Here is a 26062-nt window from a genome sequence, read left to right on the forward strand (position 1 = left end):
GGTTCGGCCGAGCTCAGCTCTGGGCGCCGGTCCCGTCCCCGTCCGTCGTGGGGGGCGTGGTGCCTGCAGCCGGGCGACGCGGCGTCGCCGCCGCGGGCGCGGGAGGCTCCGGGTGCGGCGGCATCGCCGTCTCGGCCTGCGCGGCGAGGCGGTTCAGCGTGCGGCCGGCCGCCTCGCGACCGCCCAGGCCGAAGGCGAGCGCGGCCGCCAGGCCGGCGGCGATCACGATCGCGCCGAAGGCGAGGTTGATGATCGAGTCCGCGATCCCCATGGCCTTGAGCCCCATGGCCGCGAACAGGGCGATCGTGGCGTAGCGCAGAACCTTCACCATGGTCCCGTCGCCGAGGACGCGTGCGAGCACCGACGCGATCAGGAAGCCGGCGGCGATCACGATCCCGCCCATCAGCACCTTCCCGCCGATCGAGAGCACCTGGTCGAGGATCCGCGTCACCTCCGGGAAGCCGAGCAGCCGCGTCGCCATGATCGCGAAGAAGATCATGATCGCGGTCTGCACGATGCGCGTGATGATCGTCGACGCGCTGGTGCCCTCCGGCACCACGCCTGCACTCGTCAGCGCCCTGTCGGTGCCGCCTGCGCGCAGCACCCCTTCGAGGAGCTCGCCGAGGAAGCGCGCGATCACGTACCCGATCCCGAGCAGGATCAGGGCCGCGATGATGGACGGCAGCGCCGCAAGGAACATCGTCAGCATCTGCTCGGCGGGCCGCGAGATGGCGGCGATGCCGAGCACCTGCAAGGCCGCGATGGAGACGACGATCACGATGACGCCGAAGACCAGGTTGCCGACGAGCGGGACGATCCTGCCCTTGTTCTCGGCCAGCGGAGCCGTGGCCGACGACGCGTCGGCGGTTCCGGTCGCCGAGTCGGCCGAGGTGCGGATGCGGTGGCCGAGCCTGCTGAAGTCCACCGTCCCGAGGGCGGTCACCACCAGCTGCCGGGCGATCTTCGCGAGCACGAAGCCGATGAAGAACACCACACCGGCGCCGATGATGTTCGGCAGGTAGCCGAGGACGCCGTCCACGAGTCCCTGCAGCGGGGCGAGCACCTGAGTGAGCGAGAACACCTGCAGCACGGCGATGAGGCCGAGGAGCCAGACCAGTAGGCTCGCGATCTTCCCGATCGATTCACCGACCTGTGCTCCGTCCGCTCCCTGTCTGCGCAGGAAGCCGATCCTGCCCACGAGACGCGCGAAGACCCAGCGCACGACCCAGGCGATCAACCACGTGACCAGCAGGATCACGATGGCGATGAGTACCTTCAAACCGATCGACAGCCAGTCGATCGAACCTGTGGAGAGTTGCATTGTCTTCCTCCTGGACTATCTGCGGCGTTGAAGATGGACCTGTCGATGAGACGCGGGAGTCGCGAGTTCATTACGCGGGTCCCTGCAACGCGCTTCCTCCGCGGGACTGTGGACCTCTCCGACGACGCCCGCACGGTCCTTGTCCAGGGCCGCCCTGATCGGGTACGGTCCGCGCTCGACGCCTCAGTGCTGCTTCGCGAGATCGCCGTAGAGCGTGAAGATCGGCAGGTAGAGCGAGATCACCATGGCGCCGATGACCACGCCGAGGCCGACGATCAGCACGGGCTCGATGAGCGACGACAGCTGCTCGGTCGCGGTCTCCACCTCGTCCTCGTAGAAGTCGGCGATGCTGGCGAGCATCGCCGCGAGGGTGCCGGACTCCTCGCCCACCGCGACCATCTGCGACACCATCGACGGGAACACCGCGGCCTTGGCGAGCGGGGCGGCGAACGAGCGGCCGCTGCGGATCGACTCCTGGATGTCGCGCACCGTCTGTTCGATCTTCCAGTTGTTCGACGCCTGCCCCACGATCGACAGCGCCTGGATGATCGGAACGCCGGCGTCGAGCATCATCGACAGATTCCGGGTGAAGCGCGCCACGGCCATCTTGGTCAGCAGCTTGCCGAAGATCGGAAGCTTCAGCAGGAACGGATCCACCACCTTGCGGTAGGCGTCGGTGTAGCGATTGCGCGCCCACCAGATCCACACGATGATCACGATGACGGCGACGACAGGAGCGATCCATCTCATGTTCTCGGAGACCGTGACGAGGATCTGCGTCGGCAGCGGCAGGCCGGTGCCGAGGCCTTCGAACATGCTCTTGAACACCGGCACGACGAAGATCAGCATCGCGGTGACGCCGAGGATCGCGATGATCAGCACCACGAGCGGATAGGTCGTGGCGGCGCGGATCTTGGCATGCAGGTCGGCCTGCTTCTGATAGGTCTCGGCGATCGAGGTGAGCGCCTTGCCGAGGAAGCCGCCGGCCTCGCCGACCCGGATGATCGACACCATGAGCGGCGGGAACACCTGCGGGTGCCGTGCCATCGAGGCCGACAACGAGGATCCCGACTCGACGTCGGTCTGCACGGTCACGAGCACCTGCTGCAGCTTCTTGTCATCGGCCTGCTCGGCGAGCACGGTGAGGGTGCGCAGCAACGGCAGGCCTGCGTTGATGAGCGCCGCCATCTGCCTCGAGAAGATCGCCAGCGTCTTCGCCGACACTCCGCGACGGAACGACGGCAGGGTGATCTCGCGATGGAGGCCCGTCTTCGCGACGGGCGCCACCCGCAGCGGGGTGAGGCCCTGTGCCTTGAGCTTGGCGGCGACGACGCTGTCGCTGGACGCGTCCATCGACCCCTTGACCGTCTGCGCCGTCGCCGGATTCAGCGCCTGGTACTCGTATTCCTGCACGCCGGCCATCACGATCCCCACTCCTCGAGCTGCGCTCCTGCGGCGAACGTCGACCACGATTCGGCGTCGATGTCGCGGGGCTGCACGTGCACGCCGTCGATCGACTTCGGGTCGACGGCGAACGTGCGCGCCACGTGCGGCGCGATGAGGCCCTCCCCGACGAGCCGGCGCAGGTCCTGGTCGAGGGTGTGCATGCCGGCCGACTGGCTCGCCTGCATCGTGGAGTAGAGCTGCGACACCTGGCCCTCCCGGATGAGATTCGCGACCGCGGGGGTGTTGATGAGCACCTCGGTCGCGATCGTGCGGCCCGCGGTCTGCGCGCGCGGCAGCAGCGTCTGGCTGATGATGCCCTGCAGGGTGTCGCCCAGCTGGGTGCGGATCTGGTGCTGCTGATCGGCGGGGAACACGTCGACGATGCGGTTCACCGACTTGGCCGCGCCTTGGGTGTGCAGAGTGGACAGCACGAGGTGGCCGGTCTCCGCAGCCGACAGGGCGGTGGAGATGGATTCCGGATCCCGCAGCTCGCCGACCAGGATCACGTCGGGGTCCTGCCGCAGCACCCGGCGCAGAGCCTCGGCGAACGAGGCGGTGTCGGATCCGACCTCGCGCTGATGGATGAGCGCGCGACTGCTGGTGTGGTGGAACTCGATCGGATCCTCGATCGTGACGATGTGCACCGGCCGCGTGTTGTTGACGATGTCGACCATGGCGGTGAGGGTGGTGGACTTGCCGGATCCGGTCGGGCCGGTGAGCAGCACGAGGCCGCGCGGGCGCAGGGCCAGGTCGCGGGCGATCGCCGGGGCGCCGAGCTCCTCGAGCGTGAACACCCGGTCGGGGATGTACCGCAGCGCCATGGCGATGTCGCCCAGCTGACGGAACACGTTCACGCGGAAGCGTCCGATCCCGTCGACCGCGTGTGCGAGGTCGACCTCGTGGTTCGTGGCGAACTCCTCGCGCTGCGGGTCGGTCATGAGGTCGTACGCGGCCTGCTCGACCCAGTCGTGGCTGAGCCGCCCCGCGTGTCCCGGCACCTCGACGAGGTCGCCGTCGACGCGCATGAGAGGTGGGAAGCCGGCGGTGACGTGCACGTCGCTCGCCCCCGCGCGGGCCCCGACCCCGAGGATGCCCGTGAGCTCCGCGGCGCTCATTTCGCCGGTCCCGTCGCGGGCCCTGGGGCGACGAAGGCGAGCAGCGCCAGGTTGACGGTGAGGCTGCCGTTCGCACCCTGCACCGTCACCTTGTCGACGCCGAGGAGGCGACCGGATCCGCGGAGTCCGTCGAGGAAGCTCTGCACGGCAGTCAGGTCGGCGGCCGTGGCCGTGACGGTCAGGGGGATCTGCTCCCGCCCGTCGACCGCGGTTGCGCCCGACCCGGCGGAGCCACCGGCGGCGCTGCCCCCGTTGGCACCCGCAGCCGGCGAAGCCTGGCTCGCGTCGGCACTCGCCTGCGCGGCCGTGCTCTTCGCCTGCCCCACCGGATCCGACCCGCTCGTCGGCTGCGGCGTGGGCTGCGGGGCGGTCTGCGCCTTGGCTGCTGCGGCCGCCGGTCCGGCCGGCACGGGAGCGGTCCGCGGCGCGTAGGGTGCGAGTCCTTCCCGGACGATCGAGGTGATCACCACTCCGGAGCCCTGGGCCGATTCGGCAATGAGGTCGAACGCGCGATCCAGGTCCGGCACCGCGGGGATCTGCGCCCGCAAGTCCTGCACCGCCGCGTCGATCTCGCCCTTGCGCGCCTTCTGCTTCTGCAGGGTCGAGATCTGCGCCTCGTAGGCCGTGTTGGTGGCGCCCGCCTGAGCGGTGTCGCCGAACGCGGTGAACGTCTGCCCGAGCAGGGGCAGGGCCCCGAAGACGACGGCGAGCGCCACGACGGCGACGGTGATGAGAGCACCGATGAGATTGATGAGCGACTTGGTCACTTCTCCACCGCCTTGGTGTAGCTGCCGGAATAGACGGTCTGATCGAAGGTGATGTCCACCTTGTAGGTGAATCGGCCGGCCGCCGTCGCACCCGACGTGGTGGAGTTGGCATCGGCGGTGAGCACGCCGTCGACGGTGCGCAGGCTCCGCACGTAGGCACCGAGATCGAGCGCGGTGCCGCTGTCGAGCGTGAGTGTTCCGGTGAGTCCGACGGCGGTCTTCGCGGCCTTCTCGTCGGCTTTCCCATCGCCGGCGGTCGCAGGAGCGGCGCCGGTCGTGAGCTCGAAGCCGACCAGGCTCGTGCCAGCCGGCAACGTGCCGCGGATCCGGTTCAGGATCGCCGTCCACGACAGATCGGATCCCATCGCGTCGGCACGGAACCGGGTGAGGTCGGCCTCCGTCTTCAGCGCGTTGCTGACGTCGGAGAGGCCCGCGATCTGTCCGATCAGCTGGCTCGAGCGGGCCTGCTCGGCGGCGAGGCGCTGCTGCGCGAACAGGTTCACGGCGAACGCCGCGGCGATGAGCACGATGGCGAGCAGGATCGCGAGCAGTCCCGCCCGCACCCACGTGCGCCCGAGCGCGTCGCGTTCGCGACGCTCGACCTCGGAGCGGGGCAGCAGATCGACCCGCGGCGTACCGCCGGGGGTCGCGACGGTGATGCGTGTCATCAGCGGTCCTTTCCGAGGGCGAGCCCCGCAGTGCTCACCAGGTTGAGGGCGAGATCACCGGTCGGATCGGCGACATGAAGCGGCAGCACATCGTGCAGCACGACGGTCCGGAGCGGGGCGTCGAGGGTTGCCGCGAGTCCCGGGGCGACGCCGTCCACGGCGGCGCCTGCGCCGGTGATCAGCACCTGGGTGATCGGCGGCACGCCGTCCTTGTTCAGGTAGAAGGCCAAGGTGCTGCGGATCCGCCCGATCACGTCCGCGACCGGCCTGGTGCTCGCATCGGAGCGCAGCGCACCCATCGGCACGATGCCCGCGGCGCCGACGAGTTCGGCCGCGGCGACGCGGGTCGGATCCACCCGGGCCGCGGCGAACGTGCCGTCCTCCGGGGCGATCCGGGTGTTGCGGCGACGCACGGCGACGGTCTCCAGGTCGACCGGCGTGATCCGCACGAAGTCGGGGATGCCGTTGCGCAGGATGACGATCTGCGTCGTGTGGTCGCCGATATGGATCACCGCCGCGGTTCCTTCGGGCGCGACGAGCGCGGCGGCACGGGCGAGCCCGAACGTGGCGAGGTCGACGCCATCGATGCGGATCTTGGCCCGCCCGAACGCGGTGATCATGTCCTCGATCGTCGAGGAGACGGCAGCCACGAGCAGCCCGTGCAGCTGGTCGCCGTGCTGTGCGGTCGGGTAGTAGTCGAGCACAGCCTGGGCGACGGGCACCGGCAGCAGATCCTGCACCTGGAACGGCAGCGCCTGGCGCAGCAGTTCGGGCGCGATCGCCACCGTGCTGTGCTCCCGCACGAGCACGCGCCGATTGGCGATGCCGAGAGTCGCCGACTTGGCACGGATCTTCGCCGTGCTCCACAGGTCGCGGATCGCGGTGGCGACTGCGCCCTGATCGAGCACTTCGGAGTCGTGTGCTGCATCCGGCGGCAGTGCCACCTCGCCGTACGCGACGACCTGCGGTTGACGCTCGACGGACACCTCTACCGCGCGCACGCTCTCTTCGGTGATCTCCACACCGACATGCGATCTCGCCATGTTCTCTCCCCACGTCCCCCTTACCCGCCCCAGGCGGGTTCAGTTCAGTCCCAGAATTCCGACATACCAGCGCCCGACCGGCTCGCCCACCGCGATCCCAGCCCAGGCACCCAGGATCATCCACGGCCCGAACGGGATCGCCGTCTTGCGTTTCGCTCGGCGCAACAGGACCAGGGCGAGGCTGTACAGCCCGCCGAACACGAACGCGGCGAACGCGCCGACGGCCAGCGTCGCCCAGCCGCACCAGCCGAGATACAGGCCCGCGAGGGCGGCCAGCTTGACGTCGCCGCCGCCCATCCCTCGCGGGCTGATGAAGCGCACGATCCAGTAGAAGGCGTAGAGGATCGCCGCTCCAGCCGCGGCGCGAAGGAACGTCATCCAGCCCGTCATGGAGCCGGCTGATTCCCCCGCTTCCGCCGCAAGGGCGAGCAGCACCATTCCCACGACGATGCTCGGCAGCACGATCGCATCCGGCAGCCGTTTCGTGTCGAGATCGATCAGCGTGAGCACGACCGACACGGCAGCGAAGTACAGGAAGGCGACCAGCACGACCCAGAACACCCGATACGCCGTCGGGCCGGGCACCGTAGCTCCGGGAGGAAGACCACCGGAGATGAAGCGCGGTGCCGCCGCGGTCAATGCCCACGACGTGACCGCCACGAACGAAACCCCGGTGACCGCCTCGACCAAGGGATACCGTCCGCTGATCGGGACGGAGCAGTTCGCACATCGTCCCCGCAACGCCAGCCACGACACCACCGGAACGTTCTGCCACCACCGGATCGGAGCATCGCACTCCGGGCACCGGCTCTCCCGCAGGAGCGAGACTCCCGCCGGGACGCGGTAGGCGACGACGTTGAGGAAGGATCCGATGACCAGTCCGAAGACGCCGGAAAAGACGAGCACGATGCCTTCCTCCAGCACGATCATTGTTCGCTCTGCGCCGACACCGTGGTGCCGATCGTCTGGGTCGTCTTGTTCGGGTCGAATATCCCCCCGTTGCCGCTGACGCCGCATGCCAGGTTCTTGAAAGCGGGATCCCATCCCATCGGCGCGCAGGTGAATGTTCCGCCATTTAGGTGCACTCCGTTGACGCCGGCATAGATCTGGCCCGTCATCGTCAGGGCGATCGTGTTGTTGATCCCGCAGGCGCTGTACATCATGGTCCGCACCGAGTCTGTGCCTGTGACGCTGATGCTGTCCGCCGGAGTGCTGCCGTCGGATCGGCACGTCGGCTGACTGTCGGCAACATTCGCGTCGCCGTGGATGATGAGCAATTCGGGTCCTGCACCGCTGTTCAGGGCCGCATTTCCATTGGATAGGTTGTTGGTCAAGTTCAAGTTCATCTTGGTCGTCGGAGGCACATAGATCAGAGCGTCCCTCGCGACGCTGGCTGTGTCGGGCTGGACCGTGACCGCGTTACCCGAGACGCATCCGCTCATATCGATGTACGCGCGCGTCCCAGTCGTCGCCAGGATGGACGCCAACGTCCCACCGCTGCAGACGTCAGGGGTCGCCGCATTGGGATAGGTGATTGAGCTCTGAGACAGGTTCTTGGACGCGTCGAGTTCGAGCCACGCCGTCGCATCATGGACTGCTTGAAGGGTCGGCGAGATCGTAGGTGCCGGCTGTCCGCCCTGCCCGACGAGAGTCGCACCGTTGGCGTCCTTCCACCCGACCGGCATCGGTGAGGGCACGGTTCCAACTGCTTTGACCGTTCCTCCGATAGGGCACCCGGCTGGCTGGGCCGGAGTGAGGGCGCCGCACTCTGCAGCGGTGCCGAGGTGCCCGACAGTTCCGGTCTTTGTCAGTGAGACATTGTTGCCCGCGTAGATCTGTCCGCCTACGATCACCGTTCCCGAAGATGCCGTGGTGAGACTCACGTCGCCGGTCTGGGTGATGATGCTTCCACCGACATGCAGGTTCTTGTTACTGGCATTGACGTATCCGTACGCGTAGATACTCCCGGTCACATAGCAGTCGCCCGTGACATCGACGCTCGCGTTCGTGACCCAGAGGTCACCCTGAATCTCGTTGCTCGCCCCGTTGTTGCAGGAATAGTTTCCTGAGCCACGGATGACCAGGTCACCCTGATACGTGGACTTGGTGGCAGTGAACTGGGTATCGAAATAAGCCAGAGTTCCCGCCGGCCGGGTGTCTGGCGAGATAGACCACGCGTATGCCGAGTCGATCGTGCTCGTCTGCCCGTTCGCCGTACCGACGGCGTGGATCACAACAGCGGTGGATGACGCGGTGGGGCACGCGGAGTAGGAATCGGCACCACTGGCGATGGAGGACCACGCACGGGGTGCGCTCGTGGATGTGGCCCACCGGATGGTTGCCGCGTAACCGTGCGCAACGGTGGTGTCCGGCGTCACCGCGATACCGCTGCTGCAAGCCAACGTGCCGTCGCCCGCCTTGATACCCGCGATGATCGTGCTCAGAGCCACATCTCGCCCGGACTCGGCTGCCACGTACGACTGAGTGTTGCTCTTGTTCGACGCGTTCCCGTTGATGACGAAGAACACCGCGGCTGCAATCGTTGCCGTGGCTATAGCGCCGACGAGCGCTACAAAGACCACGAGAACGAGCGCAACGCCCTGATCGTCTCCAGGATGCTTCCTCCAGCGCTCGGCCAGTTCATGAATCAGAAGCATGTCTGCGCACCCCCTCCCGGGCGGACGCCCCAATTCGCGTCCGTGGGCGCCGAGGCGCTGCGGAGATAGCCCGTTCCTTCGAAATGCACGGTCGGGCCGTTCGCGCTCTTCACGTCGAACGAGTATCGGATCGTGTTGGGGCTCACAATGGCGAAGAACGGATCGAATCCGCCGCCGCTGAGCGGGTGCGCAACGATTCCGGATTGCCAAGCCGGCCACGAGGCGGTGCTCAGCGATGTCCCCGACGTGATCGCGAGATTCGCGGTGCCGGGCGGCGTCATAGTCCCGTCGACGAAGGAGAAGCCCATGCACGCGTTGGAGGCCGAAGATGTGGCCACCAAGAGCGTCGATCCGGATGGCACCGAGAACGCAATACCATCGCGCATCGCACGCTCGACCTGCGACGCAATCAGTTGGCCTCGTTCCGTCGCATCGACCTGGCCGCTGACGCTCGCCTGCGCCTTCCACATGTTGAAGAACACCACCGCGATCCCTGTGGTGATCAACCCGAGGATCACCACGAAGAAGATGAGCTCGATCAGCGAGAATCCATCCTCAGCACGGTCCGTTGAACTGTTCATGGGAGATAGACCTTTGCTGTGACGGTAGCTAGGAGAACTCCGCTGGAGTCCTTCGCCGTCAGGACGAGCGTCGCGAGGGTGCCGGTCCCGCACGCGACGTTTGCACCAGTCGAATCGGTGAAGAAGGGAGATTGGGGCGCAACAGCCGAGACGCCGGACGTCGCGATCGGCTTGCCAACACCGTCCGAATACGAGTGGGCGCCGACCGCCGCGGCGATGGTGGCGCAGTTCGGCGACTGCCTGACCTGTTCGACAAGTCCGTTGATGGCACGAGTCGCGGTCGCGGTGGTGGACTGTTGCGACGAGTAAACGATGCCGTTGTATAGCGCGGGGATCAACGCAACCGTGATGATCGCAAGCAGGAACATCGCGATGATGAGTTCGACGAGGCCGAAGCCTTGATCGTGTACACCAGGCAGGTCACGCATCGGCGTTCCTTCCCATGATTAGGCCGTCGGCGCGCACTCCGTCCGGGGCCGACTCAGACAGCCCCGGACGCGCGAAGCCCCCGGGTTTACCTACAACCGCTGCCGTCGGTCTTTGCCCCCGGGCCAGAGAAGAACGCACTGGCAGCCGCGATGTACTTCTGGCCGTCAGGGTCATAACCGGAGACGCAAACTGACGCCGCAGAACTCGAGTCCCCAACGCCGGCCGTACCGCCCGTTTCCAGCTTCAGCACGAAGTTTCCGCTCATCATCGTCCCGAGGTCAGTGTTTGCCTTAGTCGCGCCCGCGGCCGCGGTCGCGGCCGAAGCGAAATCCGCTACCGCAGTGGTTGATGCATTCTTTGTGCTCGACTGCGTAGCGCCGTCGACGGACGTCTTCTGAATGAAGCCGAATAGCGGGATGGCGATCGCCACCAGGATTCCGATGATCACGACCACGATGATCAGTTCGATCAGTGAGAAACCGGCTTCGTCGCCGTTCTCGCGTGCCGCCTTTTTCGCCTCGAGGGCGCGACGAATATTGAGCATTACATGTCCCCATTTCAGAGAGTCGTTTCGGGTGAAAACGCACTCTGCGAACCGGCGCGTCCCCTGCGCCAAAAAGCCGGATGGTTCCGGTCCCCAGATTCGGAGTCGAGCTGTCCCAGAGCTCTCATCCTGGGATCAGGATGGACCTAACTTCACCTCCGCGCAAGAGAAATGTTGAAACCGCCATTCCGGGATACCGACGATCGCTCCTCGGGTCACCGCGGACCTCGAGGAGCGCGCCCGCCGCCACTTCCCGTTAGGTGCTCCTCATGGTCTTCTGGGGAGTTCTCCGCACGGGCCGAAGCCGGCTAGTACGCCGGAGCGGTGCTCGGCGCGCTGCTCACACTCGCCGTGCTCGTCGTCGTGAACGCGATCGTGCAACTCGCCGGGTCTGTCGTGCCGAGCGCGCGCAGCGCCGGCTTAATCGCGCGGTCCGCTCCGCCGCGCGGCACGGCATCGTCCCGCGTCCGGTGTCGCCGACGAACGACGCGGAAGCGACCTCCGGTCATCCTCCTGAACAACGCTCAGGCTTGCCTTCCCGCGTTTCCTAAAATAGGCTGTTTCCCATCATGGGAAACGAGGAGATTCGAGAAACGACGCTGCTGAACGATGCGCTCGCCAGCATCGAGCGGCTATTGCCCCGGTCGTGGCGCTTGGAATCCGCGCACGGAACGAACCGGCCCGACCGTGCAATCGACGCGCTCGTCGCGCTCATCGGTCCCAACAAGGAGCGGACAACCTTCGCCGTCGAGGCCAAACGCTCCGGGACTCCGCACAACGTGCTGATGGCCTTCCTTCGCGACATGTCACGCCAAGTCGAAGTGCCGCTCCTCTACGTCTCCGACTACATCGGTGCCGGGTTGCGGTCACAGCTCACGGCGGAAGGGGTCAGTTACGCCGACGCAACCGGATGGGTCCGCCTCACGTCTGAATCTCCGCTCGTGCTCGTGACCGGACATGGGGCAGACCGGGCGCCGCGGACGACGGGTACAAGTGCCGTTGCCAGGCTCAATGGAGTCGCCGCGAGCCGGATCATCCGTGCGCTGTGCACCACCGAGCTTCCGCTGGGGGTCCGCGCACTGGCAGAACGAGCGGACGTGTCGCCCGGCTCCGTTTCCAAGTTGCTTCCGACATTGACAACCGAGGGCATCGTGGACCGTAACGATGCCGGCCAGGTGACCGCAGTGCGTCGGCGGGAACTGATCCGCCGCTGGGTCAGGGACTATTCCTTCACGCGAGCCAATCGCCCCAACGCCTTCTTCATAGCCCCTCGTGGAGTCGATCGCATGCTCGCACGACTCGTCGATTCCGAGGAGAACGTGACGATGACAGGGGCCGCGGCCGCTCGTCGGCTTCTTCCTGACGGAGTCGTCCCCGTGGTTCCTCTGCGCGTCGTCGCGCTCTATGCGGCTCGTCCCGCAGTGCTCGCCGAACACCTCGAACTGATTCCCGCTGACGCCGTCACGGGGAATGTCGTGATCGCTGCGCCTCAAGACGCAGCCATCTTGGAGAACGACATCGCCCCCGACGCACTAGTACTCGCGGACCTGCTGACCCTGCCTGGTCGAGGCGATGCGGAAGCCGAGCAACTCATGGACGCATTCGCCCGCGCCGACGACGCTTGGAGCCGCTGATGAGCATCTCACCCGAATACGTCGCAGCCCGTCGAGTGCTTCTCGACGCCGTCGCTGCGCTGGGTGAGCATCGCGACACCCTGGTGCTCGTCGGCGCTCAAGCGGTCTATCACCACACCGGTGATGCTGATCTGAACGTGCCGCTGCTGACCACTGATGCCGACTTCGCCGTCAACACGGCAAACCTCCAGGACTCTCCCGAGATCGGCAGCCTCCTGCGCCGCGCAGGGTTCACCCCCGGGGTCAATCCTGGGCACTGGGTGAACACCGGAGACATCGCTGTCGACCTCATGGTCGTTCCGCATCAGGCGGGAACGACCAGCTCGACCGCTCGCGCGGCACGGATGCCGCCGCACGAGAAGCTGACCGCACGGATCGCGCGAGGCCTGGAACCCGCGCTCATCGACAACGCATACGTGTCTATCAGCGCCCTCGACCCGAACGATGATCGTGAGTTCAGGCTCAGAGTCGCCGGCCCGGCAGCGCTGCTCACCGCGAAAGCAGTGAAGATCAGCGAACGACTGCAACAGGCTGAGCGACAGCCCGGGCGACTGCAAGCAAAAGACGCTCTCGACGCATTCCGGCTCTTCCAGGCGATCGAGACGAACGACCTGGTCGCAGGGTTCGCCTCGCATCAAGTCGAGAGCGAGGCTCGCGCCGTCTCCGCCGAAGCCATCGAGATTTATCGAGAACATGCCGCATCGCCCGGAGGCTCTATCGTGCGGCTCGCCGCAACGGCCGCCCAAGACGATCCGACGATTCCCCCGTCGTTCGCCGCGCTCGTCACCGCGCTGCTCTCGGCGCTCTAAGCCGCATCACGTCCGCCCACGGGGAGCTCCACCTTCACGCAGAAGCCGTCGTCGGTGTGCTCGGCGAAGACGTCGCCGCCGTGCGCCCTCGCCAGTCCGCGCGCGATCGCCAGTCCCAGCCCGGCACCCGAGGCCACCGCGTCCGGTGCCGCCGCGCCACGGGCCGGATCCGACCGCCAGCCCACCTCGAACATGCGGCCCAGATCCTCGACCGCCACGCCGCTGCCGTGGTCCAGCACCGCGAGCACGAGCCGATGCGGCGACGGCGACTCCGCGAACACCAGCACCTCTGATCCCTCCGGCGCGTGCCGCACGGCGTTGGTGAGCAGGTTGACGATCACCCGGGTGAGCTGATGCGGATCCGCCCACAGCACATGCCCGTCGATGTCGCGCTGCACGATCCGCACCCGGTGATCGCCCACCGCCGCGATGACGTCGGCCACCGCATCGGAGACGATGTCGAGCAGCTCGACCTGCTCGGTGCGCAGCCGCAGCGAGCCGGACGTGATGCGGGACAGCTCGAACAGGTCGTCGACCATGCGGCTCATCGTCTCGATGTGAGCGCGCACCTGCCCGGGGAGCTCCTCGGGATCCGCCAGGCCCGCCTCCGCCGACTCGGCGAGGGCGCGGATCGCGGTGAGCGGCGTGCGCAGGTCGTGCGACATCCAGGCCAGGAACCGGCGCCGGTCCGAATCCGCCCGCTCCAGCTCGGCCCGTGCCTCGCTGAGCCGGGCCGACACCTCGGCCAGCTCGGCCGACAGCTCGTCGAACTCGCGCCAGCCGCTGCGCCCGCCGTCCACGACGTCGCCCTCGCCGACGCGGCGCACCGAGGCCGTGAGCTCCCGCACGGACGCCCTGGCCGCCCTCGCCGTGATCCACGCCGTCGCGAGCGCGCACAGCAGAGCCGCACCGAGCACCCAGATCAGCACGGTGAAATCGTGCACGGAGAGATACATCTCCGCGGATATCGCGAGCACGCCCGTCGCGAGCGCGAGCACCGACGCCGCCCCCACGACGACGAGCCGGAAGGTCAGCCCGGCGCGGCGCGCGCGCCGCAGCACGAGCAGCGCGACGAGCGTCACCACGCCCGCGCAGCCGAGCACCGTGAGCACGATCAGCAGCACGTCGAGCGCGCCGAGGGGCATCACGAGCCGGATCCGTCCGCCGAGAACCGGTACCCGGCGCCCCACTCCGTGAGCAGGTGCCTCGGGTGACGCGGATCCTGCTCGATCTTCTCCCGCAGCCGGCGCACGTGCACGGTGACGGTGCTCGCCTCGCCGAACGACCAGCCCCACACCTCGCGCAGGATGTCGTCGCGGGAGAGCACCTCGCCGTCGTGCTGCACCAGGTGGGCGAGAAGCTCGTACTCGCGCGCCGCCAGCACCACCTCCTCGCCGCGCACGTGCACGCGGCGACGCGCGGGATCCAGCCGGAAGTCGCCGCGGGTGACCTCCCGGGTCGGAGCCGCCGCCGCACGGGAGCGACGCAGCAGCGCCCCGACCCGCAGCAGCAGCTCGCGCAGCGCGAACGGCTTCACGAGGTAGTCGTCGGCGCCGGTCTCGAGCCCCTCGATCCGCTGCTCCACCTCGCCGAGCGCGGTCAGCATGATGATCGGCACGGCCGATCGCGCCCGCGCGTCGCGCGCCAGCTCGTCGCCGCTGAGGCCGGGCAGCATCCGATCGAGGATGAGCAGATCAGGCGGATCCGCCCGCACGGCCCGCTGGGCCGAGACGCCGTCGCCGAAGCCCTCGACGCGGTACCCGCTCGCGCCGAGATAGCGCTCGACGGCGGCGCGCACGGTCGGATCGTCCTCGACGATCACGACGCGGGGCTCGACCGTCTCGGCGCGCCCGTCGAGGGTGTTCGCGTCCTCGACGGCTCCGGGCTTCTCCATGCTCAGAGGCTAGCCCCGGCGCCCGGACCGACCCGAGTTCCTTACGGCCTCGAAAGAACTCCACCGCACGGATCCGGGCCGACCTAGCGTCGCCAGTGTCCTCGAAACCCACGGCGGATCCTCGCCGGAAATGGAGCAATCATGCGCAAGACCGCACTCATCCCCACGTCCGTCGGCGTCGCCGTCCTCGCCCTGGGCCTGACCCTCGCCGGGTGCAGCTCGACCCCCGCCGGATCCGCATCCTCCTCCGACGCGATGCCGACCAGCTCGTCGTCGCCGATGCCGTCCGACACGATGCACTCGGACATGCAGAAGACCGGCACGTTCATGGGCCTGAACGGCAAGAACGTCAAGGGCACCGTGACCATCTCCGGATCCGACCTCAAGCTCACCGGGTTCTCCTCGGACGAGGGACCCGACCTGCACGTCTACCTGACCAACGGCACAGACGAGGCCGCCGTCGCGGCCGGAAAGCAGATCGACCCCGTCGCGTTCGACAAGGACACGCAGTCGTTCATGCTGAACGGCGTCGACGCGTCCACCTACACCGACGTCGTGATCCACTGCGACAAGGCCAAGGCGGTCTTCGGCGCCGCTGCGCTGTCATGACCGCCATCAGTGCGAGGGCCGGCGGCGTCACGTCGGCCCTGGTGGGGTCTCCGCAACGATGGCTCCTCGCCTCGGCTCTGCTGGGCGGGTCTGCACGGGTCGCCGCAGGAGTGCTCTGGCTCGCCGAGGGGATCCTGAAGTACCGTGCGGGGTTCGGCTCCGCCGACATCCTGCTCGTGGCGCAGGGCACCGCGGGCAACAGCCGGGTGCCGTTCTACTTCCGTCCACTGGGTGCGCTCATGCAGGGCGCGCCGGCGCTGTTCGGCATCGCGATCCCGGCGCTCGAGGTGACGCTCGGCGTGCTGCTCGTGCTCGGCCTCGGCCGGACGCTGACCACGCTGGTGGCGCTCGGATCCGTCGCGACGCTGATGCTGTACTGGTCGTCGGATCAGCTCATCGCACAGTATCCGATCCTGGTGCTGCTGTCGGCGCTGGTCCTCGCGCTGCCGCGATCGGGATGGATCGGGGTGGCCGGGTGGTCGTCGTGGCGGAAGCGCCGGTCGGAGCGATTCGAGCGCTGACCACCCCGCGAGCGCCCGTCTCCTCCGCACACGCGAAGTCGACGGGCGCCGTCGGCTCAGCGCTCCCGGCTCAGTGCTCTCGGCTCAGTGCTCTCGGCTCAGCGGCGGCGCAGCCAGCGGCGGCGAGGCTCAGCGGGAGGATCCGCCGCAGCCGGCTGCGCGGCCGCCCTCCGCGCCCGCCAGGCCTCGATCTCGGCCTCGACGTCACGGGGCCGGGTGACGACGGGAGGCCCGCCGAGCAGTTGCCGCCGCGCCTCGATGACCCGGCGGTTGAAGTCCTCCAGCACGGCGCGCACGTCGCTCTCGCGCGGGATCGCGTCGAGCTGCCCGTCGAGCTCGCGATCCTCGACCCGCAGCATGAGCGCGGGCGGTCCGAGGCCGGTCAGGCTCTCCCGCTCGATCTTTCGGCGGATCCACCAGTCCGGGTCGTGATGAGCGCCGAGGCCGGGGATCGGCCTGCCCGCGCCGGGCAGATCGTCGAAGTCGCCGCGACGGATCGCCACCTGGATCGCGGTCTCGACGATCGCGGGCATGGTCTCGGCGTTCAGGACCGCGGGCGGTGCGATGGGCTGCGCCTCGTCCAGCCGCGCCTGGCCGTCGGAGCGCCCGCCGTGCCGAGCCTCCTGCGCGATCTCGTGCGCGCGGTGCGCGGCGTCGCGTGCTCGGCGCATCCTGTCCGGATCCGTCATGACGTCTCCTCCCGTTCGTCACGTTCACGTCGGGTCTTCTCCAGCCTAAGCCGGGGTGCCCGCACGGCACACTCTCTGGTTCACCCCGCTCCCCGCGGCGCGGCTCCCGGCGGCGTCGCCTGATGAACCGGAGCCGGGTCGGGCATGTCCCCGCCCGCCTCTAGGCTCGGTGGGGTGTCTGCCTCCGCCTCGACCCTGAACCGCGAGATCGTCCGGCTCGCCGTGCCGGCGCTCGGCGCGCTCGTCGCGGAGCCGGCGTTCCTCATGGTCGACGCGGCTCTCGTCGGGCACCTCGGCACGGTGCCGCTCGCGGGGCTCGGGATCGCGTCCGCGATCCTGCAGACCGTCGTCGGGCTGATGATCTTCCTGGCCTACTCCACGACCCCCGCCGTCGCCCGGCGGTTCGGGGCCGGCGAGCACGGCGGCGCGGTCTCGGTCGGGATCGACGGGATGTGGCTCGCCCTCGGGCTCGGCGCGGTGCTCGCGGTCATCGGATCCTTCCTCACCCCCGTCGTCATCCCGCTGTTCGGCGCGAGCGAGGCCGTCGCCGCCCAGGCCTCCGCGTATCTCACGCCCTCGATGTGGGGCCTCCCGGCGATGCTCGTCGTCTACGCGGCGACGGGCCTGCTGCGCGGCATGCAGGACACCGTGACGCCGCTGTGGATCGCCGGCGCCGGCTTCGCGGCGAACGCGCTGCTGAACGCGCTGTTCATCTACGGCTTCGGCTGGGGCATCGCCGGCTCCGCCTTCGGCACCGTGGTCGCACAGTGGGCCATGGTGGGCGCCTACGCGCTCGTGATCGGCCGGCTGGCGAAGCGCCACGAGGCATCCGTCGCCCCGGAGCTGTCCGGGATCCGCGGATCCGCCCGCTCGGGAGGGTGGCTGTTCCTGCGCACGGTGAGCCTGCGCATCGCTCTGCTGACCACGGTCGGCGTCGCGACCGGGATCGGCACGCGCGAGCTGGCCGGCTGGCAGGTCGTGTTCACCGTCTTCTCCGCGGCGGCCTTCGCGCTCGACGCCCTCGCGATCGCCGCGCAGGCGCTGATCGGCAAGAACCTGGGGGCCCAGGATGCGGACGGCGCACGCCACGTGCTCGCCCGCACCGTCGCGTGGGGCGCGTGGTTCGGCGTGATCGTCGGCGTCCTCATCGCCGCGCTCTCCGGGGTGATCGGGCTCGCTTTCACGGGCGATCCGACGCTGGCCGCGCTGATCCAGCCGGCGCTGATCGTGCTGGCCGTGGCCCAGCCGGTCGCGGGCGTCGTGTTCGTGCTCGACGGCGTGCTGATGGGCGCCGGCGACGCCCGCTATCTCGCGATCGCCGGCGGGCTGAACCTGGTGCCGTTCCTGCCCGCCCTGGCCGTCATCTCGGTCACCGGGGTCAGCGGGCTGCCCGGGCTGGTCTGGCTCGCGGTCGCCTTCTTCGGCATCTACCTCTGCGCCCGGCTCGCGACGCTCGGCCTGCGCGTGCGCACCGGACGCTGGCTGAGCGTCGGCGTCTGAACCCCCTTCCTGTGACTGACACGATGATCCTCAGCTCCTGGCCCGGTGACGCGAGCACGGTCGAGCGCTGGCTGCGGGCGATGCTCAGCGCGGGTGACGGCTTCCGCATGGACGGGTCGGACCGGATCCGCATCGACGTCGCCCTCGACGGCGACGACATCGAGACGCTCGACCTGATCGCGACCAGGGTGAACCTGCGCCCCGAGCTCGTCGACGAGTCCTCGTCCCCGGGCGACGGGGCGGCTCGCCCCTCGAAGCCGGCGGAGATCGAGCGCCGGCCGGCCGTGCTCCGTCACGGACGGCTCTCCGCCGATCCCGTGCGCGTGCACCGGATCCCGATCCGGATCGACGCGACACTGGACCGCCTGCCGATCGCGTGGGTCCGCTACGAGCGCCCCCTCGACCCTCATCGCCCCGAGACCGCGTTCACCATCGACGCCTCGGACCCCGCGCGCGACACCGTCGGCTCTCTGTCCGCGACGATGCGCACGTCCGACGTCGGCCCGCTGCTGCTGACCATGATGAGACCGGCGGTCGCCGCCCAGGGTCTCCGGCTGCACCGGCTCGACATCGCCGCGTCGCAGGACGCCGAGGGCCGGATCCTCATCGACCTGCGCGGCTCGGCGCGGTGGAAGCTCCTGGCGGCGAGGGTCAGAGCCGGGATCACCGTACGCGTCGCGCCGGACGCGGTCGTGACGGTGGAACGACTGCACGTCTCCAGCCGCAACATCCTGGTGGCCGTGCTGCTGCGCTTCGCCCGCGCCGAGCTCCGCGACGCCGAGGGCCGCAGTTACGACCTGAACGGCGACCTCGCGAAGGACGCCGCTCTCCCGAGACTGCGCGATGTCCGGGTGACGGCGGGCGAGGAGATCTCGGTGTCCGCCCGGCTCGGCTGAGCGCGGGACGGTTCCTGCCGGGCCCCTCGACGACGGGAACCGGCGGCTCTCAGGCCGCGTGCCTGCGGCACCACTCGTACATGATCACGGCGGCGGCGGCGCTGGCGTTGATCGAGCGGGTGGATCCGTACTGCGTGATCTCCACGTGCCCCGCAGCCGCGGCGATCGCCTCCGCGGAGAGCCCCGGCCCCTCCTGACCGAACAGCAGCACGCAGCGCTCCGGCAGCTCGGCGCGATCGACCGGCACCGCACCGGGCACGTTGTCCACCGCGATGATCGGGATCCCTGCCTCGTGCGCCCACACGGCGAACGCCTCGACCGTCTCGTGATGCACCACGTGCTGATAGCGATCGGTGACCATCGCGCCGCGCCGGTTCCACCGCCGCCGTCCGACGATGTGCACGGTGTCGGCGAGGAACGCGTTGGCGCTGCGCACGATCGAGCCGATGTTCATGTCGTGCTGCCAGTTCTCGATGGCGACGTGGAACGGATGCCGGCGGGTGTCGAGATCGGCGACGATCTCCTCCATCCGCCAGTAGCGGTAGCGGTCGATCACGTTGCGGGTGTCGCCGTGCGCGAGCAGTTCGGGGTCGTAGCGCGGATCCGTCGGCCACGCCCCGGCCCAGGGTCCGACGCCGTGCGGGACCGGTTCGGCCGCGGCGCCGGCGGGAGCGGGCGACCCGGCCGGGAGGCCGCCGTCGGCGCCGGCGGATGCCCCTGACGCCTCCGCGGCGATCGGGTTCGGCTCTGCGGGCGAGGGCGGATCCTGCATCCCGCCAGCGTATCCGGCCACGGGATCCGGGTCCGGCTCCGGCCTCGGCTCCCGGCTCCCGGCTCCCGGCTCTCGGCTCCCGGCTCCGGACTCGGCACGATCCCCGGCTCGGATATTTCGGTGACCCGAAAGAAGGAGTAGATTTTTCGGCATGCCGAAAACCTCGCTGCCGGTCAGCCCTCCGCGCTCCCGCGCGGCGGGCTCGACCCGCGGCGTGGCACTGCTCGGACCCGCCCTCGTGGCCGGCGTCGCCTACGTCGATCCGGGCAACGTCGCCAGCAACATGACCGCCGGCGCCGGGTACGGATACCTGCTCGTGTGGGTGGTCGTGATGGCGAACGTGATCGCCTGGCTGGTGCAGTACCTGTCCGCCAAGCTCGGCGTGGTCACGGGCCGCAGCCTCCCCGAGCTGCTCGGAGACCGGCTGCAGCACCGCGCGGCCCGTCGCGCGTACTGGCTGCAGGCGGAGCTGGTCGCGATGGCCACCGACATCGCCGAGGTCATCGGCGGCGCGGTCGCGCTGCAGCTGCTGTTCGGCGTGCCGCTGGTGCTCGGCGGCCTGCTCACCGGCGCGGTCTCGATGGTGCTGCTGGCCGTGCAGGGGCGGCGCGGCGCGAGGCCGTTCGAGTTCCTCGTGATCGGCCTCCTCCTGCTCGTCACGGTCGGGTTCCTCGCCGGGCTCCTCGTCGCGCCGCCGGATCCCTCCGCCGCTCTCGGCGGCCTGGTTCCGCGCTTCACCGGCTCCGGCTCCGTGCTGCTGGCCGCGTCGATCCTGGGCGCGACGATCATGCCGCACGCGATCTACGCGCACTCCGCGCTCGCCCGCGACCGCTTCGGATCCGCGCCGCTCCGCCTCGGCGGGGATCCCGAGCCGCGGACGAGGACGCCGATCGCGCGACTGCTCACGGTCACCCGCTGGGACGTGACCCTCGCGATGGTCATCGCCGGGGCGGTGAACCTGGGCATGCTGCTGCTGGCCGCGAGGACGCTGCCCGGCGTCTCCGGCACCGATTCTCTCGAGGGAGCGCACGCGGCGATCAGCGCCCAGCTCGGCCCGCTGATCGGCACGCTGTTCGCGGTGGGCCTGCTCGCCTCCGGGCTCGCCTCCACCGCGGTCGGGGCCTACGCGGGCGCCGAGATCATGCAGGGCCTGCTGCGGGTGCGGATCGCGATGCCGGTGCGGCGGCTGGTCACGCTGATCCCCGCGCTGGTCGTCCTCGGGCTCGGCGTCGACCCGACGTTCGCGCTGGTGCTCAGCCAGGTGGCGCTGTCGTTCGGGATCCCGTTCGCGCTCATCCCGCTGGTCGTGCTCACCGCCCAGCGCAGCACGCTGGGGCGGCACGCGAACCGGCTCTGGACGACCGCGGCCGGCGTCGTCGCCGCCGCGCTGCTCATCGCGCTCAACGCCGTGCTCCTCTGGCTGCTGCTCACCGGATCTTGATCCGGCCCGCTACGACGCTTCCGGAGGGTCGGCGTCCAGCGATGCGGACTCGCTCTGCTCCATCAGCTGCTCCTCGATCGTGCGGACCTCCGCGTGCGCTTCGGACACGCGCTCCTCGACCCGCTGCGCGTCGACCTCCTGCACTTCCAGATCCCGCCTGGTCTGCGCGGGCAGCACCGCCCGGGCGATGCCCTGCAGCTCGGCGATCATCTCGAGCTGACGCCTGTTGATCTCCAGCAGCGCCTCGATGTCGACCTTCGCCGCGACGTTCGTGTCGAAGTCGTGCTGGGCGAGCGCCTCCGAGATCGAGTCCTGCCGCTTGGCCGCGATGAGCAGGATCGCGCACTGCAACCCCGCCAGCATGCTGAGGAACAGGTTCAGCAGGATGAACGGATACGGATCCCAGGTCGTGGTCTTGACGGAATTGAGAAGCCACCAGCCCGCCATGAAGACGAGGAACCCGCCGACGAACCCCCAGCTGCCCATCACGTTGCGCAACCGGTCGGCCGAGCGCTCCCCGAGCGTGAGCTGCCCGCGGGCGCGCTGATGCCACGTGCCTTCGGGAGACGGCCGGGCGCTGCCCGACGGCAGGCGGTGGAGGAACGCGTCGAAGCTCTCTGTGGACATCGTCTGCTCCCGTCATGCAGCCGCCATCGCGAAGCGGCCGGCTGCCTCCAGTCTCCCGCCCACGAGTGCCGCATCGCGACGGCTCGCGGTTCGAGCGCGGCCTCGGATCCTGCCGGCTGCATCCCTGCGGAGGCTGAGGCACAACCGTCGCGGGTAGGCTCGAGGGATGGCCCGATCACGCCGCCCGTCCGCCGCGCAGCGCGCCGCCGAGAAGGCCGAGGCGCAGGCCGCAGCCCGCCGGGGCGTGCGGATCTGCACGTGGGCGTCGCTCGTCACCGCCGTGCTCGGGATCCTGCTGCTCGCCGTGCCGAAGCTGCTGCCGTTCGGCGGCCCGTGGGTGCAGCTCGTGCTCGGCGCGCTCACGCTGATCCTGTCGTTCCGCGCCCGCGCGATCGGCATGCGAGGCGTCGAGGACTTCGACGGCCGGCTGTCGCTGCTCGGCGCCCTGGCCGGCTTCGGGATCATGTTCTTCGCGGGTCAGGCCGCGTTCTCAGTGATCTCCGCACTCGGCCACTGAGCCGCTGCGACGCCCGGCTAGGCTGACTCTGTGGCATCCCCCGCAGCCGACGACTACCTGAAGACGGTGTACGCGCACACGGAGTGGCAGCCGAACCCGATCACCCCGTCTCAGCTGGCGGCGAAGCTCGGCATCGCGCCCTCCAGCGTGACCGAGATGGTGAAGAAGCTCGCCGCGTCCGGCCTGGTCTCGCACGTGCCGTACGGCGCGGTGCGCCTGACCGAGCAGGGCGAGCACCGCGCTCTGGCCATGCTGCGCCGGCACCGCCTCATCGAGACCTGGCTGGTGCGCGAGTTCGGCTACGCCTGGGACGAGGTGCACGACGAGGCGGAGATCCTCGAGCACACGATCAGCGACCGGCTGCTGGAGGGCATCGACGAGCGCCTCGGCCGTCCCCGGTTCGACCCGCACGGCGACGCGATCCCGGATGCGTCCGGCTCCGTGGCGCGCGATCCGTTCGTGCTGCTGGCGGATGCGGATCCGGGGCACAGCGGCCGCGTGCTGCGGGTGGACGACCGCGATCCGGAGCTGCTGCGCTCGCTCGAGTCGGCCGGCGTGGCGATCGGAGGCGAGGTCGTGGTGGTGCCGCACGGTCTGCGGATCGGCGGCCTCGACACCGCACTGCCGGATGGCGCCGCCGACGTGATCTGGCTCTCGGCCTGACCGCGCACAGCGGCCGATCCGACCGTTCTCAGGATCGAATGCGCGTGATGACGTGAACACGGTCGATTCGGGGTCTCTGATTCATTTCCAGCCTGAGAACGGTGCGCGCGATGCCGCCGGCCTTCGTCATGCGGCCGTAACCCCGCGGTCCTAGGCTGAGCGCATGGCACAACGCGATGACATCGAATGCTGGCTGACCGACATGGACGGCGTGCTGGTTCATGAGAACGACGCCATCCCCGGAGCCTCCGAGCTGCTCGCCGGGTGGGAGAGCAGCGGGATCCCGTACCTCGTGCTCACGAACAACTCGATCTTCACGGCGCGCGACCTGTCCGCGCGGCTGCGCACGAGCGGCCTGAACGTTCCCGAAGAGCGCATCTGGACCTCCGCACTCGCGACCGCGGACTTCCTCAAGCAGCAGCTCCCTGGCGGATCTGCCTTCGTCATCGGCGAGGCGGGGATCCTCACGGCGCTGCACGATTCCGGCTTCATCATGACCGAGACCAACCCCGACTTCGTCGTGGTCGGCGAGACGCGCAACTACTCCTTCGAGGCGATCACGAAGGCCATCCGCCTGATCAACGACGGCGCGCGGTTCATCGTCACCAACCCGGACGCCACGGGGCCGAGCGCCGACGGCCCGCTGCCCGCGACCGGTGCGATCGCCGCCCTCATCACGAAGGCGACCGGCAAGGAGCCGTACGTCGTCGGGAAGCCGAACCCGATGATGTTCCGCTCGGCGCTGAACAAGATCGGCGCGCACTCCAAGCGCACCGGCATGATCGGCGACCGGATGGACACCGACGTCGTCGCCGGGATCGAAGCCGGGCTGCACACGATCCTCGTCCTCACCGGGATCAGCGACACCGCCGAGATCGAGAAGTATCCCTTCCGGCCGGATGAGGTCGTGCAGTCGGTCGCGGATCTGCTGCCGCGCATCACCGAGACGATCCGTACGATCCCGCAGAAGGCGCCGAAGACCGCGAAGGGCTGATCGATGGGCGCACTCGACGAGGGCGAGCGGGTCACCGCGGCCGATGCCGCCACCTGGCGCGCGTGGCTGCAGGCGAACCATGCGACCGCCGCGGGCGCCTGGCTCGTGCGTCCGCGCCCCGGCAACGACGACGTGCACGTCGGCTATGAGGACGCGATCCTGCAGGCCCTCTGCTTCGGCTGGATCGATGGCCCGGTGCGCAGCTTCGACGAGCGGATCGGCGGTCTGTGGTTCGCGCCGCGCCGCTCCGCGAGCGGCTGGGCCGCCACGAACAAGGCCAGGGTCGCCGCGCTCGAGGCCGCCGGGCTGCTCGAGGAGGCCGGGATCCGGGCGATCGAGATCGCCAAGACGAACGGCGCCTGGACCGTGCTGGACGGTCCGGAGGCCGGCATCGAGCCCGAGGACCTCACCGCTGCCCTCGAGGCCTCGCCCGCGGGCCGCGCCGGCTGGGACGCCTTCCCGCCGTCGGCGAAGAAGGTCGGCCTGACCCGGATCGCGATGGCGAAGCGGCCGGAGACCCGGGCGGCCCGCATCGCGAAGATCGTCGCCGATGCCGCCGTGGGAAAGCGGCCATGAGCCAGAACCAGCTGCTGCTGTGGGTGTTGCTGCTGATCGCGGTGACGGCGCTCGTCGTCTGGATCGTGCGGTTCCTGCAGAGCCGCCGCGGTGGCGGCTCCGCCCGCGATCGCGGCGCCTGGTGGGAAGGCCCGTGGGACGAGGACGACGATCCTCCCCGGGATCGCTGAGAGCCGTGGTGCCCGCGCGTCGGAGATGGATTTCGCTGCTCCCAGGCCCGCGGGAGCGACGTTTTCCATCTCCAGCCTCGAACGTCGGCCTCGCAGAGATGGATTTCGCTGCTCCCAGGCCCGCGCGAGCGACGTTTTCCATCTCCAGCCTCGAACTCCGACCTCGCGGAGATGGATTTCGCCGCTCCCAGGCCCGCGGGAGCGGCGTTTTCCATCTCCACGTCGGCGCCGGGCGACCCGGGGGCGCTCTCCCCCTACCGGAGCACGAGGGCGGCGGCGCCGATGAGCGGCCCTTCGTCGCCGAGCCCCGAGCGCACCACCCGGGTGCGGCGGGAGTAGTCGTGCGCCGCGGTCTCGGTCAGCGCGGCCTGCACCAGCTCGATGTAGTCCTCGGCGACGCGGGAGAAGCCGCCGCCGATCGCGACGACCTCCAGATCGACCAGGGTCGAGGCGTCCGCGAGAGCCGCGCCGACGGTGCGGGCGGAGCGCTCGATCGCAGCGCGCGCGATCCCGTCTCCCGCAGCGGCGTCCCGCGCGAGGTCCTCCCCGCGCTCCCCCGACCAGCCCTGCTCGCGCGCCCAGGCGACGCTCGCCGGCCCCGACGCGACCTGCTCGACGGTCAGCTCGGGAGTCGCGTGCACCTGGCCGAGATGCCCGGCGTTGCCCGAGGATCCGGGTAGGTAGCTGCCCCCTACGACGAAGCCTCCGCCGACGCCGGTCGACACCACGATCGACAGCGACGCCGCCGCCCCGCGGGTGGCGCCGAGCCACGACTCGGCGAGCGCGAGACAACCGCCGTCGTGCGCGAGCACGGTGGGCACCGGCGCGCCGAGGGCGGCCGACGCCGCCTCGCGGACCGCGCCGCGCAGGTCGAATCCGCGCGCGTCCGGCATGTTCACCGGGGCGATGGTGCCCTGCTCCCGGTCGACCGGGCCCGCGCTGCCGATGCCGGCGCCGATCACCTGGTCGTCGGCGCCGCGGCCGGCCAGGGCGTGCGCGACGACCTCGCCGATCGCCGCGCGCAGCGACCCGAAGGTCGCCGACGGTCCGGTGTCGCGGCGGCTGCGGGTGCCGGCGACGACGGTCCCGTCGGCGCGCACGAGAGCGGCCTCGAGCTTGGTGCCGCCGACGTCGACGGCGAGCGCGATCATGCGTTCCGCGGATCCGCTCACGGGGGCT

29 protein-coding genes are annotated in these 26062 nt (G+C 69.5%); 12 read left to right on the top strand and 17 right to left on the bottom strand.

Annotated elements, in window-relative coordinates; genetic code table 11:
• Nucleotides 1-13: 13 nt before the first annotated feature.
• The 11 genes from ACTJJZ_RS04250 to ACTJJZ_RS04300 form a co-directional block, all read right to left on the bottom strand.
• Nucleotides 14-1321 carry a mechanosensitive ion channel gene (locus ACTJJZ_RS04250; protein WP_440719930.1) on the bottom strand — a complete coding sequence of 436 codons (1308 nt, stop codon included), beginning with the start codon at nt 1319-1321 and terminating at the stop codon, nt 14-16.
• Between the two features lie 183 nt (nt 1322-1504).
• Nucleotides 1505-2743, bottom strand: coding sequence for a type II secretion system F family protein (locus ACTJJZ_RS04255; RefSeq protein WP_440719931.1), 1239 nt, complete (start codon nt 2741-2743; stop codon nt 1505-1507).
• Nucleotides 2743-3882 (bottom strand): type IV pilus twitching motility protein PilT, encoded by a 1140-nt coding sequence (locus tag ACTJJZ_RS04260; protein ID WP_440719932.1) that lies wholly within the window; start codon nt 3880-3882, stop codon nt 2743-2745. Before ACTJJZ_RS04260 ends, ACTJJZ_RS04255 begins: the two co-directional genes overlap by 1 nt.
• On the bottom strand, nt 3879-4649 hold the full coding sequence (locus tag ACTJJZ_RS04265; RefSeq protein ID WP_440719933.1) for a hypothetical protein: 771 nt from the start codon (nt 4647-4649) through the stop codon (nt 3879-3881). Before ACTJJZ_RS04265 ends, ACTJJZ_RS04260 begins: the two co-directional genes overlap by 4 nt.
• Nucleotides 4646-5317, bottom strand: coding sequence for a hypothetical protein (locus tag ACTJJZ_RS04270; RefSeq protein ID WP_440719934.1), 672 nt, complete (start codon nt 5315-5317; stop codon nt 4646-4648). Before ACTJJZ_RS04270 ends, ACTJJZ_RS04265 begins: the two co-directional genes overlap by 4 nt.
• Nucleotides 5317-6360: a pilus assembly protein PilM gene (gene pilM, locus ACTJJZ_RS04275; protein WP_440719935.1), complete on the bottom strand. Its 1044-nt coding sequence runs from the start codon at nt 6358-6360 to the stop codon at nt 5317-5319. Before pilM ends, ACTJJZ_RS04270 begins: the two co-directional genes overlap by 1 nt.
• A 39-nt stretch (nt 6361-6399) precedes the next feature.
• Nucleotides 6400-7290, bottom strand: coding sequence for a prepilin peptidase (locus ACTJJZ_RS04280; RefSeq protein ID WP_440719936.1), 891 nt, complete (start codon nt 7288-7290; stop codon nt 6400-6402).
• Complete coding sequence (locus tag ACTJJZ_RS04285; protein ID WP_440719937.1) at nt 7287-9017, bottom strand: hypothetical protein; 1731 nt, start codon at nt 9015-9017, stop codon at nt 7287-7289. Before ACTJJZ_RS04285 ends, ACTJJZ_RS04280 begins: the two co-directional genes overlap by 4 nt.
• Nucleotides 9008-9598 carry a type II secretion system protein gene (locus ACTJJZ_RS04290; RefSeq protein WP_440719938.1) on the bottom strand — a complete coding sequence of 197 codons (591 nt, stop codon included), beginning with the start codon at nt 9596-9598 and terminating at the stop codon, nt 9008-9010. The genes ACTJJZ_RS04285 and ACTJJZ_RS04290 overlap by 10 nt, the downstream gene beginning before the upstream one ends.
• Nucleotides 9595-10026, bottom strand: a complete 432-nt coding sequence (locus tag ACTJJZ_RS04295) for a type IV pilus modification PilV family protein (RefSeq protein ID WP_440719939.1) — start codon at nt 10024-10026, stop codon at nt 9595-9597. Before ACTJJZ_RS04295 ends, ACTJJZ_RS04290 begins: the two co-directional genes overlap by 4 nt.
• Before the next feature lie 86 nt (nt 10027-10112).
• Nucleotides 10113-10571, bottom strand: coding sequence for a prepilin-type N-terminal cleavage/methylation domain-containing protein (locus ACTJJZ_RS04300; RefSeq protein ID WP_440719940.1), 459 nt, complete (start codon nt 10569-10571; stop codon nt 10113-10115).
• A gap of 569 nt (nt 10572-11140) precedes the next feature.
• On the opposite strand from ACTJJZ_RS04300, the gene ACTJJZ_RS04305 reads away from it, so the two are divergent.
• Together ACTJJZ_RS04305 and ACTJJZ_RS04310 are read left to right on the top strand one after the other, a co-directional pair.
• Entirely contained in the window at nt 11141-12205 is a 1065-nt protein-coding gene (locus ACTJJZ_RS04305; RefSeq protein WP_440719941.1) for a helix-turn-helix domain-containing protein, read from the top strand.
• Nucleotides 12205-13014, top strand: coding sequence for a GSU2403 family nucleotidyltransferase fold protein (locus ACTJJZ_RS04310; RefSeq protein ID WP_440719942.1), 810 nt, complete (start codon nt 12205-12207; stop codon nt 13012-13014). The genes ACTJJZ_RS04305 and ACTJJZ_RS04310 overlap by 1 nt, the downstream gene beginning before the upstream one ends.
• On the opposite strand, the gene ACTJJZ_RS04315 is transcribed toward ACTJJZ_RS04310, so the two are convergent.
• A complete protein-coding gene (locus tag ACTJJZ_RS04315) occupies nt 13011-14159 on the bottom strand; it encodes a sensor histidine kinase (protein WP_440720066.1) in 1149 nt (382 codons plus the stop codon). The two genes, ACTJJZ_RS04310 and ACTJJZ_RS04315, sit on opposite strands and share 4 nt — an antisense overlap.
• Nucleotides 14159-14908: a response regulator transcription factor gene (locus ACTJJZ_RS04320; RefSeq protein ID WP_440719943.1), complete on the bottom strand. Its 750-nt coding sequence runs from the start codon at nt 14906-14908 to the stop codon at nt 14159-14161. Before ACTJJZ_RS04320 ends, ACTJJZ_RS04315 begins: the two co-directional genes overlap by 1 nt.
• A gap of 141 nt (nt 14909-15049) precedes the next feature.
• Here ACTJJZ_RS04320 and ACTJJZ_RS04325 point away from each other — a divergent pair, with 141 nt between their 5' ends.
• Together ACTJJZ_RS04325 and ACTJJZ_RS04330 are read left to right on the top strand one after the other, a co-directional pair.
• Entirely contained in the window at nt 15050-15517 is a 468-nt protein-coding gene (locus tag ACTJJZ_RS04325; RefSeq protein ID WP_440719944.1) for a DM13 domain-containing protein, read from the top strand.
• Nucleotides 15514-16038: a hypothetical protein gene (locus ACTJJZ_RS04330; protein ID WP_440719945.1), complete on the top strand. Its 525-nt coding sequence runs from the start codon at nt 15514-15516 to the stop codon at nt 16036-16038. Before ACTJJZ_RS04325 ends, ACTJJZ_RS04330 begins: the two co-directional genes overlap by 4 nt.
• Nucleotides 16039-16136: 98 nt before the next feature.
• Here the strand turns inward: ACTJJZ_RS04330 and ACTJJZ_RS04335 are convergent, their stop codons facing one another.
• Complete coding sequence (locus tag ACTJJZ_RS04335; protein WP_440719946.1) at nt 16137-16727, bottom strand: DUF1992 domain-containing protein; 591 nt, start codon at nt 16725-16727, stop codon at nt 16137-16139.
• Between the two features lie 144 nt (nt 16728-16871).
• Between ACTJJZ_RS04335 and ACTJJZ_RS04340 the strand changes: the two genes are divergently transcribed.
• The gene (locus ACTJJZ_RS04340; RefSeq protein ID WP_440719947.1) at nt 16872-18227 is read left to right on the top strand and encodes an MATE family efflux transporter; all 1356 of its coding nucleotides are present in this window, start codon (nt 16872-16874) and stop codon (nt 18225-18227) included.
• Nucleotides 18228-18250: 23 nt separating this feature from the next.
• On the top strand, nt 18251-19123 hold the full coding sequence (locus tag ACTJJZ_RS04345; RefSeq protein WP_440719948.1) for a hypothetical protein: 873 nt from the start codon (nt 18251-18253) through the stop codon (nt 19121-19123).
• 49 nt (nt 19124-19172) lie between these two features.
• Here ACTJJZ_RS04345 and ACTJJZ_RS04350 read toward each other — a convergent pair whose 3' ends face one another.
• Nucleotides 19173-19895, bottom strand: a complete 723-nt coding sequence (locus ACTJJZ_RS04350) for a TrmH family RNA methyltransferase (RefSeq protein WP_440719949.1) — start codon at nt 19893-19895, stop codon at nt 19173-19175.
• 151 nt (nt 19896-20046) lie between these two features.
• On the opposite strand from ACTJJZ_RS04350, the gene ACTJJZ_RS04355 reads away from it, so the two are divergent.
• Nucleotides 20047-21336, top strand: a complete 1290-nt coding sequence (locus ACTJJZ_RS04355; protein ID WP_440719950.1) for an Nramp family divalent metal transporter — start codon at nt 20047-20049, stop codon at nt 21334-21336.
• A 9-nt stretch (nt 21337-21345) separates the two neighbouring features.
• Here the strand turns inward: ACTJJZ_RS04355 and ACTJJZ_RS04360 are convergent, their stop codons facing one another.
• Nucleotides 21346-21963: a DUF1003 domain-containing protein gene (locus tag ACTJJZ_RS04360; protein ID WP_440719951.1), complete on the bottom strand. Its 618-nt coding sequence runs from the start codon at nt 21961-21963 to the stop codon at nt 21346-21348.
• A gap of 166 nt (nt 21964-22129) precedes the next feature.
• Between ACTJJZ_RS04360 and ACTJJZ_RS04365 the strand changes: the two genes are divergently transcribed.
• The 5 genes from ACTJJZ_RS04365 to ACTJJZ_RS04385 all read left to right on the top strand — a co-directional run bounded on the left by ACTJJZ_RS04365 (nt 22130) and on the right by ACTJJZ_RS04385 (nt 24883).
• Entirely contained in the window at nt 22130-22480 is a 351-nt protein-coding gene (locus ACTJJZ_RS04365) for a hypothetical protein (RefSeq protein WP_440719952.1), read from the top strand.
• Between the two features lie 30 nt (nt 22481-22510).
• Nucleotides 22511-23143, top strand: coding sequence for a metal-dependent transcriptional regulator (locus tag ACTJJZ_RS04370; protein ID WP_440719953.1), 633 nt, complete (start codon nt 22511-22513; stop codon nt 23141-23143).
• A 163-nt stretch (nt 23144-23306) separates the two neighbouring features.
• The gene (locus tag ACTJJZ_RS04375; RefSeq protein WP_440719954.1) at nt 23307-24137 is read left to right on the top strand and encodes an HAD-IIA family hydrolase; all 831 of its coding nucleotides are present in this window, start codon (nt 23307-23309) and stop codon (nt 24135-24137) included.
• A gap of 3 nt (nt 24138-24140) precedes the next feature.
• A complete protein-coding gene (locus ACTJJZ_RS04380) occupies nt 24141-24713 on the top strand; it encodes a YdeI/OmpD-associated family protein (RefSeq protein ID WP_440719955.1) in 573 nt (190 codons plus the stop codon).
• Nucleotides 24710-24883 carry a hypothetical protein gene (locus tag ACTJJZ_RS04385; RefSeq protein WP_440719956.1) on the top strand — a complete coding sequence of 58 codons (174 nt, stop codon included), beginning with the start codon at nt 24710-24712 and terminating at the stop codon, nt 24881-24883. The genes ACTJJZ_RS04380 and ACTJJZ_RS04385 overlap by 4 nt, the downstream gene beginning before the upstream one ends.
• Nucleotides 24884-25137: 254 nt before the next feature.
• Here ACTJJZ_RS04385 and ACTJJZ_RS04390 read toward each other — a convergent pair whose 3' ends face one another.
• Nucleotides 25138-26055, bottom strand: a complete 918-nt coding sequence (locus ACTJJZ_RS04390) for an ROK family protein (protein WP_440719957.1) — start codon at nt 26053-26055, stop codon at nt 25138-25140.
• Between the last annotated feature and the right edge of the window lie 7 nt (nt 26056-26062).

The sequence above is a fragment of the Microbacterium sp. 22242 genome, from assembly GCF_052045495.1.
In the GTDB taxonomy this organism is placed as follows: Bacteria; Actinomycetota; Actinomycetes; order Actinomycetales; family Microbacteriaceae; genus Microbacterium.

Bases quoted from the DNA above. Each gene is read 5' to 3' on its own strand.
- ACTJJZ_RS04250 (WP_440719930.1), bottom strand. From the start codon at position 1,321: ATGCAACTCTCCACAGGTTCGATCGACTGGCTGTCGATCGGTTTGAAG.
- ACTJJZ_RS04255 (WP_440719931.1), bottom strand. From the start codon at position 2,743: ATGGCCGGCGTGCAGGAATACGAGTACCAGGCGCTGAATCCGGCGACG.
- ACTJJZ_RS04260 (WP_440719932.1), bottom strand. From the start codon at position 3,882: ATGAGCGCCGCGGAGCTCACGGGCATCCTCGGGGTCGGGGCCCGCGCG.
- ACTJJZ_RS04270 (WP_440719934.1), bottom strand. From the start codon at position 5,317: ATGACACGCATCACCGTCGCGACCCCCGGCGGTACGCCGCGGGTCGAT.
- pilM (WP_440719935.1), bottom strand. From the start codon at position 6,360: ATGGCGAGATCGCATGTCGGTGTGGAGATCACCGAAGAGAGCGTGCGC.
- ACTJJZ_RS04280 (WP_440719936.1), bottom strand. From the start codon at position 7,290: ATGATCGTGCTGGAGGAAGGCATCGTGCTCGTCTTTTCCGGCGTCTTC.
- ACTJJZ_RS04285 (WP_440719937.1), bottom strand. From the start codon at position 9,017: ATGCTTCTGATTCATGAACTGGCCGAGCGCTGGAGGAAGCATCCTGGA.
- ACTJJZ_RS04290 (WP_440719938.1), bottom strand. From the start codon at position 9,598: ATGAACAGTTCAACGGACCGTGCTGAGGATGGATTCTCGCTGATCGAG.
- ACTJJZ_RS04295 (WP_440719939.1), bottom strand. From the start codon at position 10,026: ATGCGTGACCTGCCTGGTGTACACGATCAAGGCTTCGGCCTCGTCGAA.
- ACTJJZ_RS04300 (WP_440719940.1), bottom strand. From the start codon at position 10,571: ATGCTCAATATTCGTCGCGCCCTCGAGGCGAAAAAGGCGGCACGCGAG.
- ACTJJZ_RS04305 (WP_440719941.1), top strand. From the start codon at position 11,141: ATGGGAAACGAGGAGATTCGAGAAACGACGCTGCTGAACGATGCGCTC.
- ACTJJZ_RS04310 (WP_440719942.1), top strand. From the start codon at position 12,205: ATGAGCATCTCACCCGAATACGTCGCAGCCCGTCGAGTGCTTCTCGAC.
- ACTJJZ_RS04315 (WP_440720066.1), bottom strand. From the start codon at position 14,159: ATGCCCCTCGGCGCGCTCGACGTGCTGCTGATCGTGCTCACGGTGCTC.
- ACTJJZ_RS04320 (WP_440719943.1), bottom strand. From the start codon at position 14,908: ATGGAGAAGCCCGGAGCCGTCGAGGACGCGAACACCCTCGACGGGCGC.
- ACTJJZ_RS04325 (WP_440719944.1), top strand. From the start codon at position 15,050: ATGCGCAAGACCGCACTCATCCCCACGTCCGTCGGCGTCGCCGTCCTC.
- ACTJJZ_RS04330 (WP_440719945.1), top strand. From the start codon at position 15,514: ATGACCGCCATCAGTGCGAGGGCCGGCGGCGTCACGTCGGCCCTGGTG.
- ACTJJZ_RS04335 (WP_440719946.1), bottom strand. From the start codon at position 16,727: ATGACGGATCCGGACAGGATGCGCCGAGCACGCGACGCCGCGCACCGC.
- ACTJJZ_RS04340 (WP_440719947.1), top strand. From the start codon at position 16,872: ATGTCCCCGCCCGCCTCTAGGCTCGGTGGGGTGTCTGCCTCCGCCTCG.
- ACTJJZ_RS04345 (WP_440719948.1), top strand. From the start codon at position 18,251: ATGATCCTCAGCTCCTGGCCCGGTGACGCGAGCACGGTCGAGCGCTGG.
- ACTJJZ_RS04350 (WP_440719949.1), bottom strand. From the start codon at position 19,895: ATGCAGGATCCGCCCTCGCCCGCAGAGCCGAACCCGATCGCCGCGGAG.
- ACTJJZ_RS04355 (WP_440719950.1), top strand. From the start codon at position 20,047: ATGCCGAAAACCTCGCTGCCGGTCAGCCCTCCGCGCTCCCGCGCGGCG.
- ACTJJZ_RS04360 (WP_440719951.1), bottom strand. From the start codon at position 21,963: ATGTCCACAGAGAGCTTCGACGCGTTCCTCCACCGCCTGCCGTCGGGC.
- ACTJJZ_RS04365 (WP_440719952.1), top strand. From the start codon at position 22,130: ATGGCCCGATCACGCCGCCCGTCCGCCGCGCAGCGCGCCGCCGAGAAG.
- ACTJJZ_RS04375 (WP_440719954.1), top strand. From the start codon at position 23,307: ATGGCACAACGCGATGACATCGAATGCTGGCTGACCGACATGGACGGC.
- ACTJJZ_RS04380 (WP_440719955.1), top strand. From the start codon at position 24,141: ATGGGCGCACTCGACGAGGGCGAGCGGGTCACCGCGGCCGATGCCGCC.
- ACTJJZ_RS04385 (WP_440719956.1), top strand. From the start codon at position 24,710: ATGAGCCAGAACCAGCTGCTGCTGTGGGTGTTGCTGCTGATCGCGGTG.